We start from the raw sequence: 25,200 nt of genomic DNA on the forward strand, positions 1-25,200 counted from the left end.
ACCAGAACTACCAATCGGGACCACGCGAAAAAGAAACAACGACCACTGATAGAGGATGAAGTAATTGCCCAGCAACTAGAAGCATTACTGACACCAGCCATGCTTTGGGAGGAAAATTCCTACCGTCAGCTAAAACTTCGAGACCGAATTCTCAACTTGCCATTGATGATGGCTGCGGTCTTAACCTTACTATGGCGAGATGTGGCAGGGGTAAGAGAGCTGACCCGAATGTTAACGAGAGACGGCTTTCTGTGGTGTAATCCCACGTCCGTCAGCCAACAAGCACTCTCACAAAGATTTTTGACCTTTACGGATGAGCTGTTTGAACAAGTATTTAAGGATTTATTACCGCGTTTAAGAACAAATTGGCAGAGGAGAAATCAACGAACCTTACCAGAAAGTATTCAGTTTACATTAACAAGATTTGAGCAGATTTGGATTATAGATAGTTCAATATTAGAGGCATTATTTCGGAAATTATCAAACTTAGAGTCAGCTAAAATAGGACAATTGGCGGGGAAAATAAGTACAGTAATTGATCTAGTAACTAGATTGCCAGTCGAAATTTGGTTTACCGAAAATGCGAAAGAATCTGATGTAAAACTTGAAGAGAATATCCTCAATTTAGTCAGCGAAAATACGTTATTACTATTAGATAGAGGCTTTTATCACTTTAGTTTCTGGTTAAAATTAATTGAGCAAAAGGTTAACTTTATTACCCGAATAAAGAAAGGAGCCGCCATCAAAGTAGAGGAAGTATTTACCGATAGTTATGGACTGCGAGACCGTAAGATACGTTTGGGGTCTGGAACGAAGAAAACTCCGTTTATTACCTTACGTTTGATTGAAGTTCGTTCAGAAAAAACCTGGCATTCTTATTTAACAAGTGTGCTAGAGCCAGAAAAATTACCCCCTTATGTAGTAGCAGATTTGTATCGAAGACGTTGGCGGATTGAAGAAGCTTTTAATATTGTAAAAAGGCTGTTAGATTTAAGCTATTTATGGACGGGTTCAATCAATGGGATTAAATTACAGATTTGGGCAACTTGGTTATTTTATGCAGTTTTAGTAGATTTAGGTGATGCGGTAGCTGATGAACTAGCTCTACCTTTTGAGCAGATTTCTTTAGAAATGATTTATCGCGGTCTTTATCATTTTACTATGGCTCATCATAAAGGTAAAGCAACAGATCCAATCAAGTATTTTGCTGACCCCCAAAATCGAGATTTAGGCATTATTAAACAGCAGCGAAAACCGAATGTTAAGTTAATTATTGCCCCTTTTCCTGAAAAGCAACGAGGGTCTGACCAATTCTTTTTTAAGAACTCTCCGAAAGCCTCTTGACAAAAGACTTACAGCCTTAACTTGTCACCAATGCCCAATCGCCGACGGAAAAGCAGCAAAAGGTCGATTTAAAACAAATTTAATTGTAAACTTATCAACAACCGTCACATCTTTTACTAAAGAATCTTTTTCTCCCTTAAAGCCGGCAAAAAGATTTTTCCAAATCGGATAATTCTTGCCCGCTTCTCGAAAACCGTTAGGATTTTTCGCATCCCACCAGCGATCCACATTAAACTTAACAGCTTCCGCGTCAAAATCCGTACCGTCGTGAAACTTTACCCCGGAACGCAACTTAAAAGTCCAAGTTTTACCATCTTTAGAACTTGACCATTCAGTAGCGAGACTCGGCTCAATTTCCACAGTTCCCGGTTTAAAATCAGTCAAGCGATTGTAAATTTGGTCGATAACAATCACCGAATTGCCATCAGTAATATTTCCCGGTTCCAGATTAATCGGCGGCCCGCCCGCACCGTAAACTAAAGCCCCAGCCGGAACCGGAGCAGGAGTTGTCGGACTTGGAGAATTATTGCTAACAGTGTTTGAAGGAGTGCCGCAATTTGATAAAATTACAGCCATCCCAAAAACTAGACCTAATAAAAATAAACGCCAGGGTTTTAACAATATCATTTCAATAGCTCCAGTTTAATAGAAAATTATACTCATATCAATAAATTATAATTTGCTCTTTCTCTCCCCTCTGTGGTCTCTGCGTTCTCTGCGGTTCATTTAGTAAATTTTCTATTAACAACCCATCTAAATTAACAAACCAAATAGAGCAGCCTGATGATATCATGCTGGAGGGGAAAATATCAAGACACACCTTTACATTAGGCGACGCAGCCAGCATGAGAGCTAACATTTCCGGCCCAGCTAGATGGGTCATTCGATTTTAGATTGTAGATTTTAGAGTTACTCCCTGAATCTAGGGGGAGCATAAACATTCCTTTCCTCACCCAAAAGATTTTTGAATATCTGCATATAACAACCCGATTCGGAATTCAAAAACATCAATATTTCTCTCTTTTCTCTTTTCTCTTTCTCTGCGCCCTCTGCGCCCTCTGCGGTTTAAAAAAAAATCTACTTTACTTCAAGCAATAGGATGGCTATAGGCGATCGCACCCACCCTACAAATCAAAACTCTCTTCACCAATACTTCCCAGTTCCCCGCTACCCAGAAACTCTTCCTCCTCTACTTCCTCACTCCCCGACTCGAAACTTTCCACCACAAACGGCAAACCCGCCGCCATCAAACCCCGTTGAACCAGTTCCGGCGTTTCCTCAAACAAAACAAATAGCGGATGAACAGCCTCAGCTTCATCGCTGTAAATATGTCTGTAGCGGTGTGGCATCACCCATTCGTAACCTTTATCCAGCCAAACCTGAGACTGCCGCCAGCGGCCGAGCAACTCAGAAAACTCTTCGCCCGGACGATGAATGAAAATCAAAATTTCCACTCCAATTTTAACTTTCCATTCAGGATCGCACATCAAAATCGCCAAATCGCAGGGCAAACAAACTGCCTGTCCGGGCGATATGCTAGTGCCGCTGCTTCCGGCATAAGAAACCCCGTCCCGCAAGCGCGCAATTGGCAAAGGAATTGTGATTAAACTCTCATGGGCGCGGCGGATACTCGGAATCATTTCCATGTAAACCCGATATTTTTTCAGCAGGGCGATCGCGGCAGAAGATTCGCTGTACTCTGCTAGTAAAGTCTCGTAATGTGATTGTTTAACAGACATATTCAAACCAAAGAATAAGTAATTACTAATTGCTGCTAATTGCTAATCTATCGCTTCTCGTTACTAGGAAGACCCCATTTGTGACAACTTAAGCTCAAGTTCCCCCCTTCGGAGAACTTGAGCTTGCCTCCAGGCCTTGCTGTGTAACGCGAACAGCGATTGAAGCATTTATGGCTATGGGCTACAAATGTCGGGAGAATGCTTACAGCCTTTTTATTTACAAGGTTTGAGCCATGTGCAGTCTCAAGATTAAGCCCCATACGATGCCTCTTTGTTATTTTATGCCGCTCGCCTGAACTTCATCAGAGCCAAAAAGGTAATCTGGTCTGTAATGTTTGACTCTGGGAGCAACATCAGACGTGAGAGTGTCAATTCCCCAAGCTCAAGATCGCCATCCGGCAATCTTAGCGATCATAAGATTGCTCATAAGTCAACATAAAACCTAAATTTTTACAAAAATCGGCTAATTTTAAAGACTTGCTAAAGCAATGAGGGGTTGTACCCCCCACAAGTTAGAGTCAGATATTATAGATGCACCCTGATGGCTTTCCCGTTCCACAAGAGCGGGATTTTTATTATTGGAAAGCCGGAGCGTTAAGTTTCACGCTACTACAGATAAAATGACGTGGGGATGCCAAGATTAAAGATATAGCAGAGCTAAAGCTCAAACTAGGGCGCCGATCGAACCTCACCCCTAACTCTGCGAAATAACCCAAAGGCGGTAGCATAGTTTGGGAAACGGCATCAACTGAAGATGAACTTAGCGCCAGCAACAGTCCTGCAACAGGGCAAATACACAATTAACGCGACTTTAGGGATAGGAGGGTTCGGCATCACTTACCGAGCTATCCACACCCATTTAAACCAAACCGTCGTACTCAAAACCCTCAACGAAAGTCTGCGCCAACACCCAGAATCTGCCCAATTTCAGCAGCAGTTTATTGCCGAAGCCCAACAGCGATCGCGGTGTCAGCATCCCAACATAGTCAGGGTAATCGACTTTTTTGAAGAAGCCGGACAGTCTTTTATTGCAATGGACTACATTCCGGGCCAAACTCTCGCCCAAATAGTCGAAACCGATGGGCCGCTCCCAGAAGCCCAGGCCCTGCACTATATTCGGCAAATAGCCTCAGCCTTAAGTACAGTTCACCACAGCGGATTGCTGCACGGAGATATCAAGCCAGAAAATATTATCCGGCGAGCCGATTCTCACGTAGTAATGTTAATAGATTTCGGAATTGCTCGCGGCTTTACCGCCGGCACCAAGCAAACCCACACCAACTTGCTCTCCCCTGGGTACGCGCCGATCGAACAATACCTCCATGACGGTAAATGTACATCGGCCACTGACATCTACGCGATCTCCGCCACCCTCTACTACTTACTCTCCGGCGTGGCGCCCGTAGCAGCACCCCTGCGCGATCGCATTCCCTTGACTGACTTACGGCAATTTCAGCCCAACCTCAGCCCAGGAATCGAGCGAGCCATCCTTCAGGGACTCGAAATCGACCCCCACAACCGCCCTCAGACAGTGGAAAATTGGCTCACCATGCTGCAAGAAACAGAGCGAGTATCAGTAAAAAGAAAAGGCAAGCAAAGTCTAAGATTGCCCGCACCTCCCCCGCCGCAGTTGACTTTTGTGGCATTTGTGGTAACGGCTGCAATTGCAGGCTGGATGGGTTTTGACCTAGCATCGCACTACAACAGCACCAGTCTCAGTAATAGTCCCAAAATTGAATCCTTCCCATCTCTCGAAGATTTGCTCAAATCCCGCGATTTATCAGAGCCGATGTTCGGACAGCCGTCTGTCGAAAGCACCCCTCTCTACCCCATCGAACTCAACAAGCTCCCCAAACCCCCCTTAGACAGCAGCAACATTCCCGAACAAATCGAGTCCTCAGAAACTAGCGCCGAACTTTCTGAGTCTCCAAACGAGGAAACTCCCGCCCCAGATCCCGAAGCGGAATCTGAGCCATCCCCGGCGCCAGAACCCGCAGAGGAGCCTTCTGAGTCCCTCATTCCAGAGCCTCAAACCGAAATCGAGCCAGAGCCCGAACCAGAAGCCGCACCGGTACCGGAAGTTGCGCCCCTGCCTCCAGAACCGCCCGCCCCACCCGCCCCACCTGCCCCTGAGAGTGCTAGCGCTGAAACCTGGCCGTCGTCGGAATCCCCGTCACCAGTAATAGCCTCGCCGATCGAGCGATCGCCTGAGCCTGCAATACCAAGCGGCAGTGACAACTATTCAGATAGTTCGATCGCACCTGATTCACCACCCCCTGTGGCAGATCCCACAATGCCTTTTCCCGAACCTGCGACAAATTAGTATGGTTTTTGTTGGTTAAAAGTGCGGACAAATACTTGGTTTTATGAGTCAGCAAATATCCGCTCAGTAGTTGAGATAATAAGGCCCTACCTAGCCAACGACTATCTTCCAAAAACTTCCGTCGAATCTGAAAATCCCAACAGTCGCCGTCTGAGTTTATCGAATATTTCCTATTCCCTCGGCAATCTAAATGCCCGCAAAAAATTGCAGGACTGTTTTCTATTTGGATTTAAATTATGTTATAATATGTGCGCGGCGCTGAGGTGGTGTGATGTCGCGTATTAATACTGCCAAGCTGCAAACATTTTGGTACAAAGCAACCCCAACCTCGAATTTGAGCCAGTGTAAGCGACGCTTTAGGGCTACGCCGTGGCGCGTTAGACTGTTCTAAATCTCAAGAATCCCATCTCCGACACTCGGGGTGGGAGTGTCAATTCCCCCAAAATTCCTTCCTTTGGGAGCAAGCATCATCGGGGACAAGCAAGTTATAATTTGTTGCGGAAGCGCACAGAGATTTTTTGTCAGGAACTCAGGGCTAAAGCCACTGAGCTTGTAATTTCTTACAAGCTGTTCTGACCAGACCCCTCTCAGGAGGAGACGTTATTCAGGTCACGACACTCCTTGAGTGCGACGCCAGTTTTCCGCTCTGTCATCTGCAATTAAACAGTTTTAAAGTCACGCTCGACAGTGTTGCAGGTCTAACAAGCCTTTATAACCAGGTCTGCACGAACATTACCCCGCAAGGGAGGAAGGAGACAACTGTATCTCCATTGGAGGGGCAACCATACCCCTCTAACCCCGAAAGGGGATTCAAGGCGGTTGAAACCGCCGAGTCGTTTTCCTCTCAGGTCTAAAGACTCTGAGTTTCCCACTTACCGAATATTTTTTATGAGTAAACCCCCAGTTCATGCTTTTTTTGTAGGCAGAGCACTTGCCGAAGCACTGTACGAGCAATTAGAAAGCGCGGCCACCAACGCTTTCTCTGAACTCGGCAAATTTGACGCAGAACAAAGAGAACGCCTGCGGCAGTTCACCGATCGAGTTGTGGAACGGGCCAATAGAGCTTCGGATGAGGCGATGCAGACCAGAACTGGCACCGATCGCACCACCACCATTCAAGACATCCATCCCGCTGATTTGCAAGCGACTATTGACGAGCTGCGCGCCGAAGTGGCTCTGGTGCGATCGGAATTGCAGCGTTACCGCAGCTGTTTGCCCTAGGGATCGACTCGACCACAACTATTATTTACAACGTGAGCGCACTGCTTTGCGCTCCTGCGCTCCTACTTTCAATCAAAGCAACAACATAAAATAAGCAATTTGGGAACCCAAGTGTCTGCTCTCCTTGATGACTCTGTTAATCGCCAGCGCTCCCCCAAGCACACTGGCGAAGCCGATGAGCAAAAAACTCCTAGTAAATCCTACAAAAGTAAAGCTTATCGCTGGAATCGCGAAAAATACTCCCGGAAGCGGCGCTTCTTCGACATTTGGGCCTTTGTCTTGCTCTGGCTGGCTTCGCTGTGGCTCGACAGCAAAAATTGGAGCTACTGGGGAGGCGTGACTGAAGAAAAGAAAGTTGCCAGACGGCGCTTTCAAGCTATCTGGGTTCGAGAAACACTCTTGGATTTGGGGCCAACTTTCATTAAAGTGGGGCAGTTATTTTCTACCCGCGCCGATTTGTTCCCGGCAGAGTTTGTCGAGGAACTTTCTAAGCTGCAAGATAAAGTGCCTGCTTTCAGCTACGAGCAGTTAGAGGTAATTGTCGAGCAAGACTTGGGCAAGACTGTTCAAGAACTCTACCGCAGCTTTGACCCGGTGCCCCTGGCTGCTGCCAGTCTGGGTCAGGTACACAAAGCTCAACTGCATTCGGGCCCGGAAGTGGTGGTCAAGGTGCAGCGGCCGGGACTGCGGAAACTGTTCGAGATCGATTTGCAAATTCTTAAGGGAATAGCCCGCTACTTTCAAAACCATCCTAAGTGGGGCCGCGGCCGCGATTGGATGGGGATTTATGAGGAATGCTGTCGCATTCTGTGGCTGGAAATTGACTATCTCCATGAAGGCCGCAATGCTGATACTTTTCGCCGCAATTTTAGCAACTGTGACTGGGTGCGGGTGCCGAGGGTTTATTGGCGGTACGCGGCTCCGCGAGTGCTGACTTTGGAATACCTGCCGGGGATTAAAATCAGCCACTACGAAGCTTTGGAAGCGGCCGGTATCGATCGTAAATTAATCGCTCAGTTGGGCGCAAAAGCTTATTTGCGCCAGTTGCTCAACGACGGCTTTTTCCACGCTGACCCACACCCCGGCAACATCGCAGTTAGTGCTGACGGTTGTCTGATTTTCTACGATTTTGGCATGATGGGGCAAATCCAGTCGAACGTCCGCGAAGGACTGATGGAGACGCTCTACGGCATTGCTTCCAAGGATGGACAGCGGATTATGGATTCTCTGATCAATTTGGGAGCTTTGGTGCCTACGGGTGATATGAGTCCTGTGCGCCGCAGCATCCAGTATATGCTGGATAACTTCATGGACAAGCCTTTTGAAAATCAGTCTGTGAGCGCGATTACCGACGACCTTTACGATATTGCCTACAATCAACCTTTTCGCTTCCCAGCTACTTTTACTTTTGTAATGCGAGCTTTTTCCACCATCGAAGGGGTGGGCCGAGGCTTAGATCCCGAGTTCAACTTTATGGAGGTGGCACAACCTTTTGCCATGCAGCTTATGACTAATGGAAATGGCCATGATACAAGTAGCAGCATTTTTAATGAAATCGGCCGTCAGGCGGCTCAGGTGAGTTCGAGTGCTTTGGGTTTGCCCCGCCGGATTGAGGAGACTATTGATAAACTCGAACAGGGAGATTTGCGGATTCGCGTCCGTTCTGCCGAAACAGAACGCTTGCTCCGCCGGATGAGCAGCGCTCAAATGGGCACGAATTATGCTTTGCTGATGAGTGCTTTTACTTTGTCGGCGACAATTTTGTTTGTCAGCAATCAGGTCTGGCCGGCTGTCGCTGTTGCCGTGCTGGCTGCGGGTGCAGGGTTTGCTCTTATGCGTTTGTTCAAGCGGATCGATCGTTTAGACAGGATGTCATAATGGGGCAATTTGGGATTTGAAATTTCAGGTTTGAGATTTCTCGCCAGCCAAAATTTGACCTCGAATGTTAAGTTTTGGCTGCCATACCACAGATTGCTAAAATTTACAACACTTACGCGCTTTGAGGCGAAAAACCCGGTTGCTGCCTAAGTTTTTCGCCAGCTAAACCTCTGATTTTGGGTATAAATCCAGTTTTTTTTGCAGGTGCTGCTTAATTTACTGGATTTACCGAAATTTTAAGATGGGATTACCATCATACGATCTACAATTTGACATCCACCCCGCCCTATAAGGGCGAGGATTCCTAAGACTCACAACTTAGGTTTCTGCTTCTTTCCCTGACGGGGATTTCGCACCAGCCTTAACAGATTTACTCTGTTGGGGTCTTACAGTCGCTCCACAGACTGATACGGCAAGCCCTGCCGCCAAAATATTTTTCGCAGCGTTAATATCACGATCATGGTGAGTACCGCACTTAGGGCAATCCCATTCCCGGATATTTAACGGCAACTTGTCAACAATGTGGCCACAATTGCCACATCGCTTAGAACTCGGAAACCAGCGATCAATCTTAATTAAAGTGCGACCATACCAATCACACTTGTAATCAAGTTGTCTGACCAATTCCCCCCAGCTTGCGTCACTTATAGAAGCGGCGAGTTTCCGATTTTTAACCATATTCTTCACAGCTAAGTCTTCTACGGCGATGGTTTGGTTTTCACGCACCAACCGCGTCGTTAACTTGTGAAGATTATCTTTCCTTGCATCAGTGATCTCTTGATACACTTTCGCTACTTTAAGTCGTGCCTTGTAACGATTATTTGATCCCTTTTGCTTACGACTTAAAGCTTTCTGCGCTCTTCTAAGTTTGCGATACTTTGCTTTGAATCCTTTGGGATTGACAATCTTTTCGCCAGTGTTCAAGGTAAGCAAGCTGGTAATTCCCAAATCGATACCGACTTGATTACCTGTTTCGGGTAATTTTTCAATTTCTACATCTACCAGTAGAGAAACTGACCACCTGCCCGATGGTGCAAGCTTTACCGTAATAGTTGATGGTATGGCACCATCAGGTAATATACGGCTCCAGCGAATTGGCAATGCTTGTGTGTTTTTTGCTAAGTAGATTTGTCCATCTCTGAACTTAAATGCCGACTTAGTAAATTCTGCGCTGCCACCGTTACGTTTCTTTTTGTAGTTAGGGTATTTTGCTCGCCCATCAAAAAAATTGGTGTAAGCCGTCTGTAAATGTCTCAAGCATTGCTGCAAAGGCACGCAGCTAACTTCGTTAAGAAAATCTAGTTCTTCAGTTTTCTTCCATTCGGTTAACATTGAAGAAGTCTCAGCATATCCTACTCGTTTCTGTTCTGTGTACCAAGCTTCAGTCCTTGTGGCTAAAGCACGGTTGTAGACCAAACGAGCACAACCCAGAGTACGTCGCAACAAATTTTCCTGTTCCGGCGTTGGGTATAATCGATAGCTGAAGGCTTTTAGTGTCATGCTTACTTTAAATGTGCTGTTTTACATAGTAGCACCTCTTATGTAAGATGGTACGTCTTAACAAAAATCTATGTAAAGCCGTCCTACAAGGACGGGGTTTCAGACCCATTTTTTCTGATGAAACGCTCTTTCGCAGGTAAGACAGACACAGGGCTAGTTCGTTCCGTAAATCAGGATTCGTACTACATAGACTCTGACGGGCGATTTTTCATAGTGGCCGACGGAATGGGAGGACACGCCGGAGGTCAAGAAGCCAGCCGGATTGCGACTCAGGCGATTCAATCTTATTTGCTCGAACATTGGGAAGGGCCAGAGGATTCTCCCCTGTTGTTGGAAAAGGCTTTTTTAATTGCCAATCAAGCAATTTTGACGGATCAGCTCGACCACCCGGAGCGTGCTGATATGGGAACTACGGCTGTGGTTCTCATGTTTAGGGATGAGGGCCGACCCTGGTGCGCTAATATCGGGGACTCTCGCTTGTACCGACTGCACGGATCTCGCTTGGAACAGATTACTGAAGACCAGACTTGGGTGGCTCAGGCTGTGAAAAGAAAGGCCCTAACTCCTGACCAGGCTCGCTCTCATCCTTGGCGTCACGTTTTGTCCCAGTGTTTGGGCCGCGATGATTTGCGGGAGATAGATATTTTGCCGGTGGACGTGCAGCCTGGGGATCGCTTGCTGCTCTGCAGCGATGGCTTGACTGAAGAACTTTCCGATCCTTTGATAGCTTCGCCTCTGAAGTCGATTCGCGCCTGCGAGGGCGCTGCAAATGCTTTAATTCAAGCAGCGAAGGATAAAGGTGGACGCGATAATATTACTGTGGTGATCGTGACGATCGACCTCAAATAATATTCATCGCCCGATCGCACCCGACCATCTAAAATCGAAAAATCGAAAAATTGAACAATCTAAAATCTAAAATCTAAAATCTAAAATAGAATGACCCGCGTTATCGGTTTGATCAGCGGCACGTCGGTGGATGGCATAGATGCTGCTTTGGTGGATGTGGTCGGTTCCCAAACAGACTTGAAAGTGCAATTGGTGGCCGGCAACACTTTCCCTTATCCTGCTAATTTGCGATCGCAAATTCTCTCGGTTTGCAGTGGCTCAGCTTTGTCAATGGCTGAACTAGCCCAATTAGATGATGCCATCGCCCAAGAATTTGCCAGGGCAGCCTTGACAATTCAAGCAGAATATGATAGAGCCGAATTAATCGGCTCTCACGGTCAAACCGTCTACCACCGACCTGCTGGGAAAGCCCAGAAAGACAGCGCCGGTGCGTTAATGGGCTACAGCTTGCAAATCGGGCGGGGCGCGCTAATTGCGGAATTGACAGGAATTACTACGGTGAGTAACTTTCGATCGGCAGACATTGCGGCCGGGGGTCAAGGAGCACCCTTAGTGTCAATAGTTGATGCCTGCCTGCTGGCGGAACCCAACATCAGCCTCTGCATCCAAAATCTAGGGGGAATTGGCAATGTTACCTATCTTCCGGCCAGGGGAAAAGGGGGAAAGAATGACGAGTCTGAGATTTTCAGTCTTGGGGATGGCATATCGGGCTGGGATACAGGCCCGGCGAATTCCCTGTTAGATTTGGCAGTACAGCACTTCTCAGGCGGCACTAAGACGATCGACGAAGGTGGAGCTTGGGCGGCATCGGGCACTCCCTGTCAAGCTTTAGTCGAGGATTGGCTCGCATCAGAGTTCTTCCGCCAACCACCTCCGAAATCAACGGGGCGAGAGCTATTTGGTGTAGACTATTTTGACAGGTGTTTGGTCGAGGCCGAAGGTTACAACCTCAGTCCTGCTGACGTGCTGGCTACTCTGACAGAACTGACTGTTGCCTCGATCGTTCACAGTTACCAAACTTTTTTACCGGCTATGCCCGATCGAGTTTTACTATGCGGGGGCGGCAGCCACAACCTCTACTTAAAACGCCGATTGCAATCTCAATTGCATCCAGTGCAAGTGTTGACTACTTCAGAGGCAGGCTTGAATGTAGATTTTAAAGAGGCGATCGCGTTCGCGGTTTTAGCCGCATGGCGGGTTCGGGGCATTCCCGGCAATCTGCCTCAAGTTACTGGTGCCCGGACATCGGTACTTTTAGGAGAAATTAACTCTTGTTGGCACAGTTGGGCGTGATAGCATAGAGTCTGAGGGACAACGGCTGTGCGTTGTTGCACCAGCATTGTAGCCAGCAGGAAAAGCATAGGAACAGCACTGTGGCTCACACGTTTTTAATGGAATCTGGCCAATGGACGCTCGAAGGAAGCTGGATTGAGCGCAATGGCGTGCCAATTACGGTTAAAGGCAAAACTTTAGTGAGCTGGAACCGAACAGATTGGTTCAGTATGGTGACAAAGCTCGTATTTCCTGGAGGCGATCGCGAAGAGATTATTTTGCAGTACCGAGGACACCTCAACAGTGATGAACGGCAGTATACTTTTGTACTCCAACACAGCGAACTCGCCCGCGTCGAGGGCGAAGGTTGGATTGCTCCCCAGTCGATCGTCCAGCGTTATTGGGTATTGGGAGACGAACGCCAGCGGCGGACGGGTTTTGATACCCTTCACCGGGTTGATGAGAACCGCTACTACCAATCTAGCGGCATCATGTCTGGTCATTACTTGACAAGTACAATGGAGGCGACTCTGGAACGTCAGCCGGAATAACTCTTTCTAGAGGCCACAGTTGCCAGTTCTAGGGATTGTGATGTGAAAACTAAAGGTTTTGCTAGTCGGAGGTCGCGCTCAGATGTCCGACTAGCGCCATTGTTGTCAAACCTCATCCGCTGCAAATAAACAAAAATATATTGAATTTGTTAAAAATTTTAAGTGGTTAAAAAATTAACACTTTTTATTAATAGTTGTCCAATTTTCGAGTTGAGACGCGATAAATTATCTTTGCACTCTCCAGTGGTGTCGATCGACAAACTGCTGACATCGACTTCCACATTCAGTGAAATCCACAAAGGAATTGTCAAATTTTCCTCACGTCTTTACAGATGCGTTCTAGCTTCTGCCTTCGAGTGACGCCCCATCACCCCCAACTCCTTTCCGCTTGAGGGAACAGAGTAAGAGACGGAGGTCGCCGACTGCGACTCTTGGCTACTCAACACCTGGGTTAGGTTCTAAACCCCAGTGGTGTTTCAGAAAATGGCGGTACATGGTTTCTCGTAGCATCATTTGCTCGTAAAGCTTGACCAAAAACTCCTGAGCTTGTTCGCGGCTCATGTCACTTACCTGTGTTTTGAAGGAACACAGGCTAAATTGCTGTTCCAAAGACAATTCTGCTGGTTGGCTCATGACTTTGACTCCTCTGTAAGTAAAGGTGACTTAAAACTGAACACCTGGATTAACCAGATTTGTAAGTTGTTTCAGCGATCGACCGTTGGTTTCGGGATGCCCGATTTCCCATCTGGCTTTAGTATATATTACAAAAGGTAACAATGATTTGACAAAATTACCATCTGTCCTAGGAAATAACTTACTTAGGGATAGAGATGGCGAGATGTCTGCAAAAGTTCCTTCCGCAGGCATATACAAGTGTATCTACTTGTCAAGAGAAAAAAGGCTCAGTACGAACCAAAATAATTGAAGCCCTTTATACCAAATCCGGCGGATCTTCTCTCCGCGAGGGGGATAGCGGGAGATGAGGATAGCGGGAGATGAGGATAGCGGGAGATGAGGATAGCGGGAGATGAGGATAGCGGGAGATGGGGAGATGCGGAAAGGGGGAGATTGAAAGATGAGGAGATGAGGAGCGGAAGAGCGGGAGAGCGGGAGATGAGGAGATTGGGAAAATTTCTATTTCTGCTACACAAATACTAGACAAGTCTAGACATTTGCTTCTTACTTCATCGGGAGCATGGGAGCGGTTATCCCTCAGTAAGCTTTCACGGTTTAGCCAACCGCGATAACATAATTGCTGCGTTTAAATCTCTGTCCATCGAATGACCACAACTTCCACAGTTATAAGTCCTTTCTTTGAGTGGCATATCTTGGATGTGTCCACAGTTTGAACAGGTCTTGCTCGACGGGAACCATCGGTCGGCAACGATTATTTCACAGCCAAACTTTTTAGCCTTGTACTCTAACTGGCGTTTGAATTCATGGAATCCACAATCAGCTATTACTTGAGCTAGTTTATAATTTGCCAACATCCCGGAAACGTTCAAATTTTCTACTACTATTTTTGCGTGGTTTTTGCATAAGTAAGTAGTGATTTGATGCCGAGTATTTTTTCTAAGATTTGCTACCTTAGCGTGATGCTTTGCTAATTGAATTTTGGCTTTGTATCTATTCTCGGAACCCTTGACTTTTCTGGCAAGAACCCTTGACAACCTCTTGAGTTTTGCGAGATGTGCTTTGTAGTGCTTTGGGTTCGGAAATACTACGCCAGTTGAAAGTGTAGCTAACTCTTTGACTCCCAAATCAACTCCTACAACATCATGACTTTTGATTGTAGGTTCATGATGTTGTTCGTAGGCAAATGCGATAAACCAACTATCGGCAGTGCGCGAAATGGTAATTGACTTGCAAGTTGTATGAGGCAATCCCTCGTGAGTTTTTACCCAGCCGATTGTCGGCAACTTTATAGATGTACCGCCCACAGGGATAGGCTTACCACTCGCATCAATAGTGAAAGAATCGTGATGCCCCTTCTTCTTGAATTTGGGATAGCCACCTTTTTTTGAGAAGAATCTAGAGAAAGAATCCCCAAGGTTATCAAACGCATACTGGGTAATTTTTTGGCAAATACCTGCCTCTTTAATCCACGTAAACTCAGGTTTTACATGGTTGTTAAAGAATTTCTTGAGGAGGTATTTATTGGGAGCGTGTCACTTTTGCAATGAGTATAAATACCCAAAAATACTAGGGCAGAGGTTTTGAGCTATTTTTGGGCAAAATCGGCGATAATAATGATGTCTTAATTAATGGCGATTGAACTATGACGGACGAAGAGCAACAGGCGATTCAAACACATGTAGAAGCTATTTCGGCAATTCTGTATGCTGATTGTGACCCGGAATCTTTGAAAACATTAGAAGATATCGAGCTCACGGTTAAAGATAAGGTGTTAACTCATGTGACACCGCAAATCGGAATTTTTTTATCTACTCAGCTAGTGGCACAAAAGCAGGAAGGGTAAAGAAATTAAAAAGTACATTAGGTGATTTAAGCATCACCCAAAAGCAAGCAGATAAACTAGGGTGTGGGAGCGGGAGTAGATTGAGTCCACATTTAGAAAACTGTTGTTTAAGACTGAGTGCTAATGTTGCATATCAACATGCAGCCAAAGATATTGAATATATAACAGGGATTACGGTTCCAGCCAAGACACAACAAAGATTAGTACATTATCAAAAATTTGAGCAGCCTTACGCAACAGCAGATATTACCGAGTTAAGTGCAGACGGTGGAAAAGCACGATTGATAACACCATTCGGAGAAAAATCTGAGTGGAAAGACTATAAAGCAATTGTGTCGGAAGCAGGCATAGTAGCCAGCTTCGATCGAAATGACATCATTATTGATTGGGCAAATAAACAACCACTAGCCAAACCAGTAACTTGTCTAGCTGATGGACATGATGGTGTATGGAATATATTTAAAGAAATTAGTTGTCAACAGGACAGAAGAGAAATTCTAGATTGGTATCATTTGAATGAAAATCTTCAGAAGGTGGGGGGTTCAATTAAGCGATTGAAGCAAGCCGAAACATACTTATGGCAAGGAAATGTAAAAAGTGCAATAGCACTATTCATACAATTGAAGAAAAAGCCAGCAGTTAATTTTTGTAAGTATTTAGAAAAGCATAAAGAAAGAATTATTAATTACGAAGTTTTCCAGAGAAATGACATCTGTTCGATTGGTTCTGGGGCAGTAGAATCAGGAATTAAGCAAATAGGTAGAAGAATTAAAATATCTGGAGCAAGTTGGAAATCAGAACATATTGGGCAGGTATTGGCTCATCGATGTGCTTACTTAAATGGCTTAATTGGTAGACCGCCAAAAACTGCACAAGTATAAATACTTATTGCAAAAGTGACATGCTCCCTATTTATTTGGCTTCAGTCCATCTTGATAAAGATTACTCCAAGTAGCCAAGCCCCAATTATAAGTAAACCTTGCTATTCCAGCGTGCTTGCTCATTATTGTGGCTTGACTTTTGCTTAGCTTTAGCTTTGTTTTGATGGACAGAAGCATTGTTCGACCTCAACACTGTATTTCTTGATTGCTCAATTTTGCCAGTTCTTGTACGGGCTTGTCAATAGCATTTTTTAGGTTTTCTTTGAGCTCTTTGGAGTAATTTCGTAGACCGTATAGACGGCAAGAGAAGCAGTGGATTATCGCCATCAAATCTTCTACTAATTCATGCTGGGGGGACAACGATAATTGATTGGCGACTACAATTTCGCATCCAACCGACGTGGCAAGCTCTTGGATGAATTCAAAAGCAAAGCGACACATTCTGTCTTTGTGTGCAATTACAATTATTGATATTTCACCTTTGAGCATTGACAGCATGATTGCTAGAAACTTTTTCCTTTTAAAATTTAGTCCGCCCCCAATTTCTGACACCCAATCATCGACTGTTAATCCTCGACAAGGGCAGAAAGCTTCCATTGCCAGCATCTGATTTTTGAGTTCCGGTTTCTGTCCACTGGACGAAACAAGGGCGGTAGACGACCGTTTTTCGGTTGGCTTCTATGGGCTTCAATCCGTTGGCTATCAAGAGATCATCTTCGGTGTAGAACCGATGACCTGACAGGGTGCGCAAGGCTTGCAACTTCCCTGAAACGTCCCAACGTTGGAGTGTTTTTACTGACAATCCCAGCTTTTTTGCGAAAACGCGCGAGCTTAAACAAAATGGTACACCGCATATTTGTCTATAAGTGTATCATTTTGTCTATTTATTCGCTACCTAGGGACTAGCTCTGTTCTCCCTTCTTCCTTCTCCCTTCTTCCGACGGACATCGGACTGACATCCGTTACATCCCTTACACAATCCGTTGCCGAACCTTCTTCCTAACTAATTGGAGGGCCCGCCATCTTGCGGTGGAGTGGCGACTCCAGGACTGAAATTGGGAGCAGCGGGTGCAGGCGAAACAGGAGGAATGCCCTGATTTGCCCCAAAGTTGCTAGGCTGCCCAGGAGCCGGGAGAGGGGATTGAAACTGATTCGGATTGAACTGCTGCTGCCCGGGAGCGGGGAGAGGGGATTGAAACTGATTGGGGTTGAACTGTTGCTGCCCCGGAGGCACAGGAGACGGCAGAGGTTGACCTGAATTGCCGATCGCAGGTGTCGCGGGAATGCCAGAATTGGGAAGCGAGGGATTGGGCAATGGGGAGGAAGCCGAACTAGGAAGAGTTGCCAGGGCAACTCGATCGCCCCCTACCTCTCTCAATTTGTCTAAAACCTCGACAACCTTGGCATATCTAGCATTTTGAGGAGCGTACAGCACCATCAACCCCGTAGGATTTTGGCTTTGGAAACTCTTTAAAACTCGATCGAGCTGTTGGTAATTAACAGGCAATTGGTCGATATAAGTTTGCCCGAAATCGTCAATGCTGACAATCAGCATCTCTCGCATCTGCGTTTGTCCAGTCTTCGCTTTAGGCAAATCGACATTAATGGCTTGCTGGCGAGTCAGTTGCAAAGCCGCCAGGAGAAAAAACGTCAGAATGCAAAATATCACGTCAATTAAAGGCACCAGTTCAATCCGAGCCTCTTCAGCAGGAGTATCTAGATTAATCTTCATTAGTTCTCAGGAGTTTTAATTATTAGAAGGAGAATCTTCAGCCGGATCGGAACCTTTCAATTTCGGCTCCCGATTCCGTTCTCCCGGTTCTTGAGAATTGAGAGAACGCCTGTTCAAACCATCTGCACCAAAAGAAGAATTGCTGTATTCAGCAGCGGGTGCTCGACCCTTAGCATTAGCAGCGGGCCAGTATTGCCTGTAAAGCAATTCCAGTTCATTTCCAGCTTTGCGAAATATTTTTGCCTGGTTGAACAAAAAAGCTTGAAATATCCGATAAAACACCAAGGTAAAAATTGCTACTACCATCCCAGTAGCAGTCGTAATCAGCGATTCGCCAATGCCCGATGTCACGCCACTCGTGGCCGCCGTGCCGATGTCGCCCAGACGGATGGAACTGAGCGAGTTAATCAAGCCCAGGACTGTTCCCAGCAAGCCCAGCAAAGGCGCCAGAGCGATCGTAGCTTCTAAGATTTTGTCGCCGCGGCGCATCGAAGCCAACTCTTCATCGGCTGCTGCTTCGAGTGCGAGTCGAAATAAATCTGGTTCGGGATTGTAGAGCCGCAGGGGTGCAGAAAGAAATCGCCCGATCGGCTGTCTGTTAGCTTGTCTGGCCATCTCGTTAGCCACCCCCCAATCGCTGCGAGCGGCTTCCAGAATGCGGTTAACTATCTGCTTTTCTTTGCTCAGGAGGCTTGCCCAAAACCACAAACGCTCGATAATTGTACTCAAAGATAAAATCGATAACACCAACAGGGGCCACATGGCGGGGCCGCCTTTTTGAAACAGTTCTTGAATATTCACAATATTTTTGCTCCTGCAGTACCCGCTAACTTTTGCTTCTGTTCTACTTTTTTTAACAAATCTAAGGCCATTTAATTTTAGCTATTAATGTACTCAGGACTTACGCACTCGCCACTAAAGAAAGCCGGTTTTGCGAACAGCCCCTTGGGGTGCAACTAAGTATTTTCGTCAAGGAAACCCGGTTTCTGGGTAAGTCTTGGTACGGTTTTCTAGTACCTACGGCCGATGGGCGGCGACTTCCTCACAATTCCTCTAAGTCTTGACACATATCTTGGAGTGACTGGTGTTGAAGGCGGCGGGAAGAGCGGCGATATTTTTTAGTTTGCAGCTTCGGTTCGTAATGCTGCGTACCATCCGACTTGGTTTGCTGCTTCAAACTCGATTCGGCGCTGCTGGAGTTTTGCAGAGCTTGTTCGCGGACGATCGCCTCTTCGAGAAACTGCAAGTAATACTCATAGCGCTCCCAACCCCCCCGCACGACACAGTTAGGCTCGTCTCGGTGCGAACAGTCGCTAAACTGGCAGCTACCCAAAGCCAGCCTCTGGCGCGCTTCTGGGAAATATTCCGCTAACTCGGACGGATCGCATTCGAGAGCCGGTTGATTAAAGCCCGGAGTATCGGCCAAAAGTCCGCCGCCGGGGAGTTCAAATAGTTCGACGTGGCGAGTCGTGTGGCGCCCGCGGCCGAGTTTGCCGGAAACAGCGTTCACTCGCAGATTCAGGGCCGGGATCAGTTGGTTGATCAAGCTGGACTTGCCAACCCCAGAAGGGCCACAAATTACCGTTATTCTTCCTTGCAGGTGGTCTAGAAGCAAGTTCGGCAACGGCATATGTACGGGATTTAACGGATGTAACGGCTTGACCGAATTTGGAAGGTGGGGGTTATCCTCAGAAATCAGCAGAGATGGCTCTATTTTCTCCGCTAAGTCATTGAAATGCGGTTCCGAGGCAAAAATTTCATTTTGACCCTTAGCGGGGGCTTCATGAACTCCTAAACCGCTGCGGACGCTAATAAACATTGGTTCGTAGCCCCAGCCTGAAAGCCGATCGCGCCACTGTTCCAACTCATCGGGCGTGACCAAATCGCATTTGTTCAGGCACAAACTCACCTCTAAACCTGTAGATTCTGCCTTGACTAAAAACCGAGTTAATGATGCGGGATCTAAGTCTGGTTCGGCGAGGGCAAAAACCAGGAGAATGCGATCGGCATTAGCTACAGGCGGGCGGTTGAGTTCTGTTTGGCGGGGGAAGACTTCAGAAATTGCACCCCGGCGGTCAGTCCAGTCCGGTTCGTCTACCACCACCCGATCGCCCACCATCACCTGTTGGCCAATTTTTTTGAGTCGAGTGCGACGAGTGCACAAGAGAATCGGAGAATCTGCAAGGGGGGCCTTTTCCCCGTCAATGGAGACTTCGGGATCTAACCTCACTTGGTAGAAGTTAGCCTGAACAGCAATTACAGTACCCACGATCGAGGGTGAATTCAGGCTCATCCTGCTTCCTGGTGTTCGGGGCGCTGCACTTTCATGGAAAAATAGCCCGACTCCGGCCCATCCGCGACAAATTGCGTTTCCAGAATCTGGTACCCTTCCATTTTCAGACTATCGGGCACTTGTTCGATCGGCTCCCCAGCATCCAGCCACACTTCCAAAACTGCTCCCGGTGCCATTTGCTCCAAGCGCAGTTTAGTGCGGACAAAATTCAGAGGACACGGAGTACCCCGCAGATCGATTTTGGCATCTGGGGATTTGGGATTTTCAATTTTCGATGTTGAATTCATAATACTTTTTGCAATCTCAAATCCTGAAAGCCGTAGTTTTTTAAACAAGTTGCCTGGAAACTGGAGAATCTAAAATTTTGTGTCCAATTGGACACAGACTGTTATTCTTTCTGAAAAAAGTGAGCGCAATTGCGCTCACTTTTTTGAGCGCTGCTGAAACGCAATGCCCAGGAAGCGTCCCACCTGAGATTTTTGTGAGCAATTCCACACAATTTTTTGACAAATACTAAAACCAATGGCTGGGGAATCCTGAAACAGGAAAATTTGACACCAATTGGTGTCAAAAATTGCTTATTTCTGAAACAAATTGCCCAGAAATCCTTCCAAACCGCCTTTACCAGTACGATCGCCCTTCAGCTTAGCAAGCTGCATCAGCAATTCCCGTTCCTCAGCCGTCACCTTAGTCGGAATGTCAATAGACACCGTAATCAAATGATCGCCGCGACTGACTGGATTTCCCAACCGAGGCACCCCTTTTTTCTCCAAAGTCAAAACAGTATTGGCCTGAGTTCCGCTAGGAATCAACAATTCCGTCGGCCCGTCTACGGTTTCCACTTCCAACCGGCACCCTAAAATTGCTTGCAAATAACTAATCTTAACTTCCGAGCTAACGTTAGTGCCGTCGCGCTTAAATAGCGGGTCTTCATTCACCGCCAAGAACACGTAAAGATCCCCAGGCGGCCCGCCCAGTTTGCCGGCATCCCCTTCATTGGAAACCCGCAAGCGAGTACCGTTGTCAACCCCAGCCGGAATTGTGATTTTCAGCTTTTTCATCACTTCTTTCTGGCCTCGGCCGCCACAAGTTTCGCACTTATCCTCAATCACTTGCCCGGTGCCGCTGCAAGTGGGGCAAACTGAAACTTGAGTAAAGCTGCCGAAAGGAGTGCGGGTAGCGCGTCGGACTTGACCACTGCCGGTACAAGTCGAGCAGGTTTGTGGTCTGGTTCCCGGTTTCGCGCCAGTCCCGGTGCAAGTTTCGCAGGTTTCTAGATGCTTGATGCGGAGTTCTTTTTCCCCACCAAACACTGCTTCTCGAAAATCCAGCCGCAAATCGAGGCGCAAATCGTCTCCGCGCACCGGCCCGCTGCGCCTGCGACCTTGCTGTTGTGGCCCACCGACGCCTCCCTGAAAGCCCTGAAAGAAGCTTTCAAAAATATCGGCAAAGCTGTCACCAAAGTCTTGGAACCCAGGCGCGCCTGCACCGCTGACGCCTGCTTCGCCGAAACGGTCGAAACGGGCGCGGGTTTCTGGTTCTGAGAGTACCTCGTAGGCGCGGTTAATTTCTTTAAACCGCTCCTCGGCACCGGATTCTTTGTTGACATCTGGATGGTACTTGCGAGCTAGGCGGCGGTAAGCACGCTTAATTTCTTCTTTGTCTGCGCTGCGAGAAACGCCTAATATTTCATAGTAATCACCGGCCATAGAGCTGCTTGCCTGGAGGTAAATAACAAAAAGTGTACGAAAAAGAAACGGGCTACCTTTCCTGAAATTACAGATTAAAAATCAAAAATTCTCATTGTTAATTTTTAACTTTTAATTTTTAGCTTTTCTGTTTTAAAGGAAAGGATTCATATCATCAACTTCTGGTTCGGGAACCTTCTGTTTTTGTTTTGACTGTGGACTTGACTGTGGACTTGACTGTGGATTTGACTGTGGACTTGACTGTGGATTTGGCTGTCGTTTTGACTGTCGCTCCGGCTTTGGTTCCGGCTTTGGTGCCGGCTTTGGTTCCGGCTTTGGTGCCGGCGGAGCTTGGGGCGCCACCAGCAGCTCTTCTTTCAGCAAAATGCTGTCGTCGTCCGCTTTAACCTCTTCTGGTTCTGATGATTCTACTTCTGACATCATCTCGCTTTCAACAACAGCTCCTGACGGGGCTACCCCGCTGCGGGCTTGGTCGTAGACTGCTGTCCCCAGCGAGTATAGCAGTTGCTTGAAAGATTCGATTGCGGGGGTGAGTTCCTCGATTGTGATGTCGGGGTTACTCATCGCTGCCCGCAAGGCTGCTGCGGCTGTTTCCGCTTCGGCCTTGAGCTCGTCACTCAGCAGTTGCGCGTTGGTTTTTAAAGTTACACCACAATTATAGACGAGGGAGTCAGCTTGATTTTTGAGTTCGACGAGTAGAGCGCGCTTGATGTCCTCGTCGGCGTAAAGTTCGGCTTCTTGTCGCATCCGCTCGACTTCGGTTTCGCTCAATCCCCCTGTATTGGAAATTTGGATGCTTTGTTCTTTTCCGGTTCCCTTGTCTTCAGCGGCAACTTTGAGAATCCCGTTGGCATCGATTTCAAAGGTAACTTCGATTTGAGGTACGCCGCGGGGGGCTGGGGGAATGCCTTTGAGCAGGAACTTGCCGAGACTTTTATTGTCTTTAACCAATGCCCGCTCGCCTTGGAGGACGTGAATTTCTACCGAGGTTTGCCCGTCTGTCGCCGTGCTGTACATTTGCGATCGGCTCGTGGGAATAGTTGTATTGCGATCGATTACTTTGGTAAACACCCCGCCCAAGGTTTCGAGTCCCAGGGAGAGCGGCGTCACATCGAGCAGCAGCAAGTCTTTGACTTCACCACCCAACACTCCGGCTTGAATTGCCGCGCCTACCGCTACAGCTTCGTCGGGATTGACGGATTTATCGGGAGAAACGCCCCCAAAATACTTGCTAATTGCCTGTTGAACTGCCGGAATCCGGGTTGAGCCTCCCACTAAAATAATTCTGTCTATGTCTTTGGGGGTCAAACTTGCGTCTTTGAGGGCTTGAGTCACCGGATCGATCGTCGCTTGCACCAAATGAGCCACCAGTTTTTCAAACTGAGCTTTGGAGAGTTCCATTTCCAAATGCTTCGGCCCTTTTTCGTCAGAAGAGATGAAGGGCAAATTGATTGAGGTGGATTCCCGGTTGGAGAGTTCGATTTTTGCTTTTTCGGCAGCTTCTCGGAGGCGCTGCAAGGCCATTTTGTCTTGTGAAAGGTCACTGCCTTCTTGAGTGCGGAAAGCTTCTACCAGCCACTGCACTATGCAGTCGTCAAAGTCATCTCCTCCGAGATGGTTGTTACCGGAGGTAGCGTTGACTTCAAAAATTCCGTCTCCCAGTTGCAGGATCGAAACGTCGAAAGTACCGCCGCCCAGGTCAAAGACCAAGATTTTCTGTTCTATATTTTGCTTGTCCAGCCCGTAGGAAAGGGCTGCAGCCGTCGGTTCGTTGACGATCCGCAGGACTTCTAGGCCGGCGATCGTACCGGCGTCTTTAGTAGCTTGCCGTTGGGCGTCTGTGAAGTAAGCTGGCACTGTAATCACGGCTTGTGTAACCGTTTGTCCCAAATAAGCTTCAGCATCTTGCTTGAGCTTTTGGAGTACCATTGCCGAGATTTCTTGGGGAGTGTGAACCTTGTTCCGAATTTGGACGTTAACGGTATCGTCTTTGCCTTTTATGCAGGTATAGGGAGTCCGCGCTCGTTCTTCTTCCGTGTCGTCCCACCGCCGTCCGATAAATCGTTTGATACTGTATACAGTATTTACAGCATTAGTTACAGCTTGCCGCTTGGCTAGTTGACCTACTAAGCGATCGCCCGCCTTGCCGAATCCTACTATACTCGGAGTTGTGCGACCGCCCTCGGAATTGGCGATCACGACGGGTTTACCGCCCTCTAACACAGCTACGCAACTGTTAGTTGTGCCTAAGTCAATTCCAATAATTTTTCCCATAGCGCCTCATAAAACTTTGTGGGATGTTTGGAAACCTCCAACTACAGGTTGGGGGAGGAAAAACGACTCAGCTTGTTTAAACAAGCATTACCAGACTAGATTTGTAGGAAATAAACTTGATGTCCTAAAGCAATATCAAAGACCGGTAAAAACATTTTTCAGAATTTTTGGATAAAGCGCTGACGTGCTTTTAGTCATCTTTAATTAATAAGTTGGTGAGTCTGCCACCTGGGCACCCCCGAATAGAATTCGGGGGTAAGTGACTTTAAGGAATGCAGTAGCTTGTATCCCGATTAACTTTCCGAACTATCGGGATTTTCATCTGAGGCTACCACAGATAGCCCAGCCGCTGCAACTTTCACTTTGGCGTGCCGCAAGACGCGATCGCCCAGAATGTAGCCGCGTTCTAGTTCTTGGATAATTGTGCCTTCCTCGTGTTCGTCAGTTGGCTCGCTGAGTAGAGCTTCGTGGATGTTGGGGTCAAACTGTTCGCCTTCGGGCCGCATCGGAGAAACCCCGATTTGCTTGAGGCTATCTACCATTTGCTTGTAAACACTTTGGTAGCTTTTGTGAATGTTCATTTCGCCGTCGGTTTGCGGCTTGATGTGCGATCGAGCGCGCTCGAAATTGTCAATTACCGGCAACAGGGGTTTAATCGTGAGACACCTTGCCTGTAAATCTAGCTCTTCTTTTTCCTTTTGGGTACGCCTGCGGAAGTTCTCAAAATCTGCTGCTAGGCGGAGATTTTGATTTTTCAGTTCTTCTAGTTGAGCCGATGTGGCTTGCAACTGAGTTTTTAAAGCCTCTTTTTCATCGTTGGCCTGGGCCAGTTCCTTCTTCCAAGGCTCCGCCCCGTCTGCAGTCGGGCTGTTGGTGGAACTGCCGGTGATGGTATCCCCGGATGCGTTTGCTGGCGGGCGATCGCCTTGAGAACTTTGATAAGCTCGAGCAAGTTCGAGCTCCCAATCCGCCGATTCGTTCGAGTTTCCTGATGCCGCCGGATTTTCGCTTGCCATTGGCGAACCCTCTGGGGTGGTTTCCCCAGTTGAGTTAGGATCTTGATCTTGCTGTTTTTCCTCGTCAATCATAAAAGCTGCGCGACAGAACCCTATCAATTCTAGCAGATACAGTTAACCCGGTAAATCTAGAGGACTC

The 25,200-nt window shown here is 47.2% G+C and carries 21 protein-coding genes and 2 pseudogenes; 8 read left to right on the forward strand and 15 right to left on the reverse strand.

The window, feature by feature from the left end; all coding sequences use genetic code 11:
- The first annotated feature begins 45 nt into the window (after nt 1-45).
- On the forward strand, nt 46-1,344 hold the full coding sequence (locus QT984_RS09345; RefSeq protein ID WP_333373836.1) for an IS4 family transposase: 1,299 nt from the start codon (nt 46-48) through the stop codon (nt 1,342-1,344).
- 24 nt (nt 1,345-1,368) lie between these two features.
- On the opposite strand, the gene QT984_RS09350 is transcribed toward QT984_RS09345, so the two are convergent.
- From QT984_RS09350 to QT984_RS09360, 3 genes are all read right to left on the reverse strand, one after another.
- Nucleotides 1,369-1,971, reverse strand: coding sequence for an ABC transporter substrate-binding protein (locus tag QT984_RS09350; protein WP_333315460.1), 603 nt, complete (start codon nt 1,969-1,971; stop codon nt 1,369-1,371).
- A gap of 37 nt (nt 1,972-2,008) precedes the next feature.
- Complete coding sequence (locus QT984_RS09355) at nt 2,009-2,227, reverse strand: hypothetical protein (RefSeq protein ID WP_333209475.1); 219 nt, start codon at nt 2,225-2,227, stop codon at nt 2,009-2,011.
- Between the two features lie 241 nt (nt 2,228-2,468).
- Nucleotides 2,469-3,083 (reverse strand): hypothetical protein, encoded by a 615-nt coding sequence (locus QT984_RS09360; protein ID WP_333056059.1) that lies wholly within the window; start codon nt 3,081-3,083, stop codon nt 2,469-2,471.
- 754 nt (nt 3,084-3,837) lie between these two features.
- Between QT984_RS09360 and QT984_RS09365 the strand changes: the two genes are divergently transcribed.
- From QT984_RS09365 to QT984_RS09375, 3 genes are all read left to right on the forward strand, one after another.
- A complete protein-coding gene (locus tag QT984_RS09365; RefSeq protein WP_333056058.1) occupies nt 3,838-5,406 on the forward strand; it encodes a serine/threonine-protein kinase in 1,569 nt (522 codons plus the stop codon).
- Between the two features lie 888 nt (nt 5,407-6,294).
- Complete coding sequence (locus tag QT984_RS09370) at nt 6,295-6,627, forward strand: DUF6825 family protein (RefSeq protein ID WP_333373828.1); 333 nt, start codon at nt 6,295-6,297, stop codon at nt 6,625-6,627.
- 111 nt (nt 6,628-6,738) lie between these two features.
- Complete coding sequence (locus tag QT984_RS09375; protein WP_333234158.1) at nt 6,739-8,505, forward strand: AarF/ABC1/UbiB kinase family protein; 1,767 nt, start codon at nt 6,739-6,741, stop codon at nt 8,503-8,505.
- Nucleotides 8,506-8,823: 318 nt separating this feature from the next.
- On the opposite strand, the gene QT984_RS09380 is transcribed toward QT984_RS09375, so the two are convergent.
- Nucleotides 8,824-10,005 (reverse strand): RNA-guided endonuclease TnpB family protein, encoded by a 1,182-nt coding sequence (locus QT984_RS09380; RefSeq protein WP_333056055.1) that lies wholly within the window; start codon nt 10,003-10,005, stop codon nt 8,824-8,826.
- Between the two features lie 117 nt (nt 10,006-10,122).
- Between QT984_RS09380 and QT984_RS09385 the strand changes: the two genes are divergently transcribed.
- The 3 genes from QT984_RS09385 (at nt 10,123) to QT984_RS09395 (ending at nt 12,677) form a co-directional block, all read left to right on the forward strand.
- Nucleotides 10,123-10,854 carry a PP2C family serine/threonine-protein phosphatase gene (locus QT984_RS09385; protein ID WP_333056054.1) on the forward strand — a complete coding sequence of 244 codons (732 nt, stop codon included), beginning with the start codon at nt 10,123-10,125 and terminating at the stop codon, nt 10,852-10,854.
- Nucleotides 10,855-10,944: 90 nt separating this feature from the next.
- Nucleotides 10,945-12,147 (forward strand): anhydro-N-acetylmuramic acid kinase, encoded by a 1,203-nt coding sequence (locus tag QT984_RS09390; protein WP_333373830.1) that lies wholly within the window; start codon nt 10,945-10,947, stop codon nt 12,145-12,147.
- 80 nt (nt 12,148-12,227) lie between these two features.
- Entirely contained in the window at nt 12,228-12,677 is a 450-nt protein-coding gene (locus tag QT984_RS09395; protein ID WP_333056052.1) for a hypothetical protein, read from the forward strand.
- A gap of 435 nt (nt 12,678-13,112) precedes the next feature.
- Here the strand turns inward: QT984_RS09395 and QT984_RS09400 are convergent, their stop codons facing one another.
- Entirely contained in the window at nt 13,113-13,310 is a 198-nt protein-coding gene (locus QT984_RS09400; RefSeq protein WP_006635253.1) for an NblA/ycf18 family protein, read from the reverse strand.
- A gap of 590 nt (nt 13,311-13,900) precedes the next feature.
- A pseudogene (locus QT984_RS09405) lies at nt 13,901-14,803 on the reverse strand (RNA-guided endonuclease InsQ/TnpB family protein); the annotation flags it as partial.
- Between the two features lie 152 nt (nt 14,804-14,955).
- On the opposite strand from QT984_RS09405, the gene QT984_RS09410 reads away from it, so the two are divergent.
- Nucleotides 14,956-16,037, forward strand: a protein-coding gene (locus QT984_RS09410; RefSeq protein WP_333056051.1) for an ISKra4 family transposase whose coding sequence is annotated in 2 segments (ribosomal slippage) — nt 14,956-15,112 and nt 15,112-16,037 — 1,083 coding nt in all. Because the reading frame shifts where the segments join, the coding sequence is not laid out codon by codon here.
- Between the two features lie 27 nt (nt 16,038-16,064).
- Here the strand turns inward: QT984_RS09410 and QT984_RS09415 are convergent.
- From QT984_RS09415 to grpE, 9 genes and pseudogenes are all read right to left on the reverse strand, one after another.
- Nucleotides 16,065-16,214 carry a helix-turn-helix domain-containing protein gene (locus QT984_RS09415; RefSeq protein ID WP_333056050.1) on the reverse strand — a complete coding sequence of 50 codons (150 nt, stop codon included), beginning with the start codon at nt 16,212-16,214 and terminating at the stop codon, nt 16,065-16,067.
- 9 nt (nt 16,215-16,223) lie between these two features.
- Nucleotides 16,224-16,893 (reverse strand): annotated as a pseudogene (locus QT984_RS09420) (IS607 family transposase).
- A 147-nt stretch (nt 16,894-17,040) separates the two neighbouring features.
- Nucleotides 17,041-17,769, reverse strand: a complete 729-nt coding sequence (locus QT984_RS09425) for a biopolymer transporter ExbD (protein WP_333056049.1) — start codon at nt 17,767-17,769, stop codon at nt 17,041-17,043.
- Nucleotides 17,770-17,784: 15 nt separating this feature from the next.
- Nucleotides 17,785-18,570, reverse strand: coding sequence for a MotA/TolQ/ExbB proton channel family protein (locus QT984_RS09430; RefSeq protein WP_333234144.1), 786 nt, complete (start codon nt 18,568-18,570; stop codon nt 17,785-17,787).
- Nucleotides 18,571-18,811: 241 nt separating this feature from the next.
- Nucleotides 18,812-20,062, reverse strand: coding sequence for a ribosome small subunit-dependent GTPase A (gene rsgA, locus QT984_RS09435; RefSeq protein WP_333234145.1), 1,251 nt, complete (start codon nt 20,060-20,062; stop codon nt 18,812-18,814).
- On the reverse strand, nt 20,059-20,349 hold the full coding sequence (locus QT984_RS09440) for a sulfurtransferase TusA family protein (protein ID WP_333056046.1): 291 nt from the start codon (nt 20,347-20,349) through the stop codon (nt 20,059-20,061). The genes rsgA and QT984_RS09440 overlap by 4 nt, the downstream gene beginning before the upstream one ends.
- A gap of 291 nt (nt 20,350-20,640) precedes the next feature.
- A complete protein-coding gene (gene dnaJ, locus QT984_RS09445) occupies nt 20,641-21,771 on the reverse strand; it encodes a molecular chaperone DnaJ (RefSeq protein WP_333212567.1) in 1,131 nt (376 codons plus the stop codon).
- Nucleotides 21,772-21,903: 132 nt separating this feature from the next.
- Entirely contained in the window at nt 21,904-24,045 is a 2,142-nt protein-coding gene (gene dnaK / locus QT984_RS09450) for a molecular chaperone DnaK (RefSeq protein WP_333373833.1), read from the reverse strand.
- Between the two features lie 293 nt (nt 24,046-24,338).
- Nucleotides 24,339-25,133 (reverse strand): nucleotide exchange factor GrpE, encoded by a 795-nt coding sequence (gene grpE / locus QT984_RS09455; RefSeq protein ID WP_333056043.1) that lies wholly within the window; start codon nt 25,131-25,133, stop codon nt 24,339-24,341.
- Between the last annotated feature and the right edge of the window lie 67 nt (nt 25,134-25,200).

It is taken from the genome of Microcoleus sp. Z1_B2 (genome assembly GCF_036700325.1).
GTDB lineage: Bacteria > Cyanobacteriota > Cyanobacteriia > Cyanobacteriales > Microcoleaceae > Microcoleus.

Coding starts and splice junctions, on each gene's coding strand:
- QT984_RS09400 (WP_006635253.1), bottom strand. CDS start 13,310: ATGAGCCAACCAGCAGAATTGTCTTTGGAACAGCAATTTAGCCTGTGT.
- dnaJ (WP_333212567.1), bottom strand. CDS start 21,771: ATGGCCGGTGATTACTATGAAATATTAGGCGTTTCTCGCAGCGCAGAC.
- QT984_RS09390 (WP_333373830.1), top strand. CDS start 10,945: ATGACCCGCGTTATCGGTTTGATCAGCGGCACGTCGGTGGATGGCATA.
- QT984_RS09380 (WP_333056055.1), bottom strand. CDS start 10,005: ATGACACTAAAAGCCTTCAGCTATCGATTATACCCAACGCCGGAACAG.
- dnaK (WP_333373833.1), bottom strand. CDS start 24,045: ATGGGAAAAATTATTGGAATTGACTTAGGCACAACTAACAGTTGCGTA.
- QT984_RS09360 (WP_333056059.1), bottom strand. CDS start 3,083: ATGTCTGTTAAACAATCACATTACGAGACTTTACTAGCAGAGTACAGC.
- QT984_RS09370 (WP_333373828.1), top strand. CDS start 6,295: ATGAGTAAACCCCCAGTTCATGCTTTTTTTGTAGGCAGAGCACTTGCC.
- QT984_RS09355 (WP_333209475.1), bottom strand. CDS start 2,227: ATGACCCATCTAGCTGGGCCGGAAATGTTAGCTCTCATGCTGGCTGCG.
- QT984_RS09385 (WP_333056054.1), top strand. CDS start 10,123: ATGAAACGCTCTTTCGCAGGTAAGACAGACACAGGGCTAGTTCGTTCC.
- grpE (WP_333056043.1), bottom strand. CDS start 25,133: ATGATTGACGAGGAAAAACAGCAAGATCAAGATCCTAACTCAACTGGG.
- QT984_RS09365 (WP_333056058.1), top strand. CDS start 3,838: ATGAACTTAGCGCCAGCAACAGTCCTGCAACAGGGCAAATACACAATT.
- QT984_RS09440 (WP_333056046.1), bottom strand. CDS start 20,349: ATGAATTCAACATCGAAAATTGAAAATCCCAAATCCCCAGATGCCAAA.
- QT984_RS09415 (WP_333056050.1), bottom strand. CDS start 16,214: ATGCTTCTGTCCATCAAAACAAAGCTAAAGCTAAGCAAAAGTCAAGCC.
- QT984_RS09350 (WP_333315460.1), bottom strand. CDS start 1,971: ATGATATTGTTAAAACCCTGGCGTTTATTTTTATTAGGTCTAGTTTTT.
- rsgA (WP_333234145.1), bottom strand. CDS start 20,062: ATGAGCCTGAATTCACCCTCGATCGTGGGTACTGTAATTGCTGTTCAG.
- QT984_RS09425 (WP_333056049.1), bottom strand. CDS start 17,769: ATGAAGATTAATCTAGATACTCCTGCTGAAGAGGCTCGGATTGAACTG.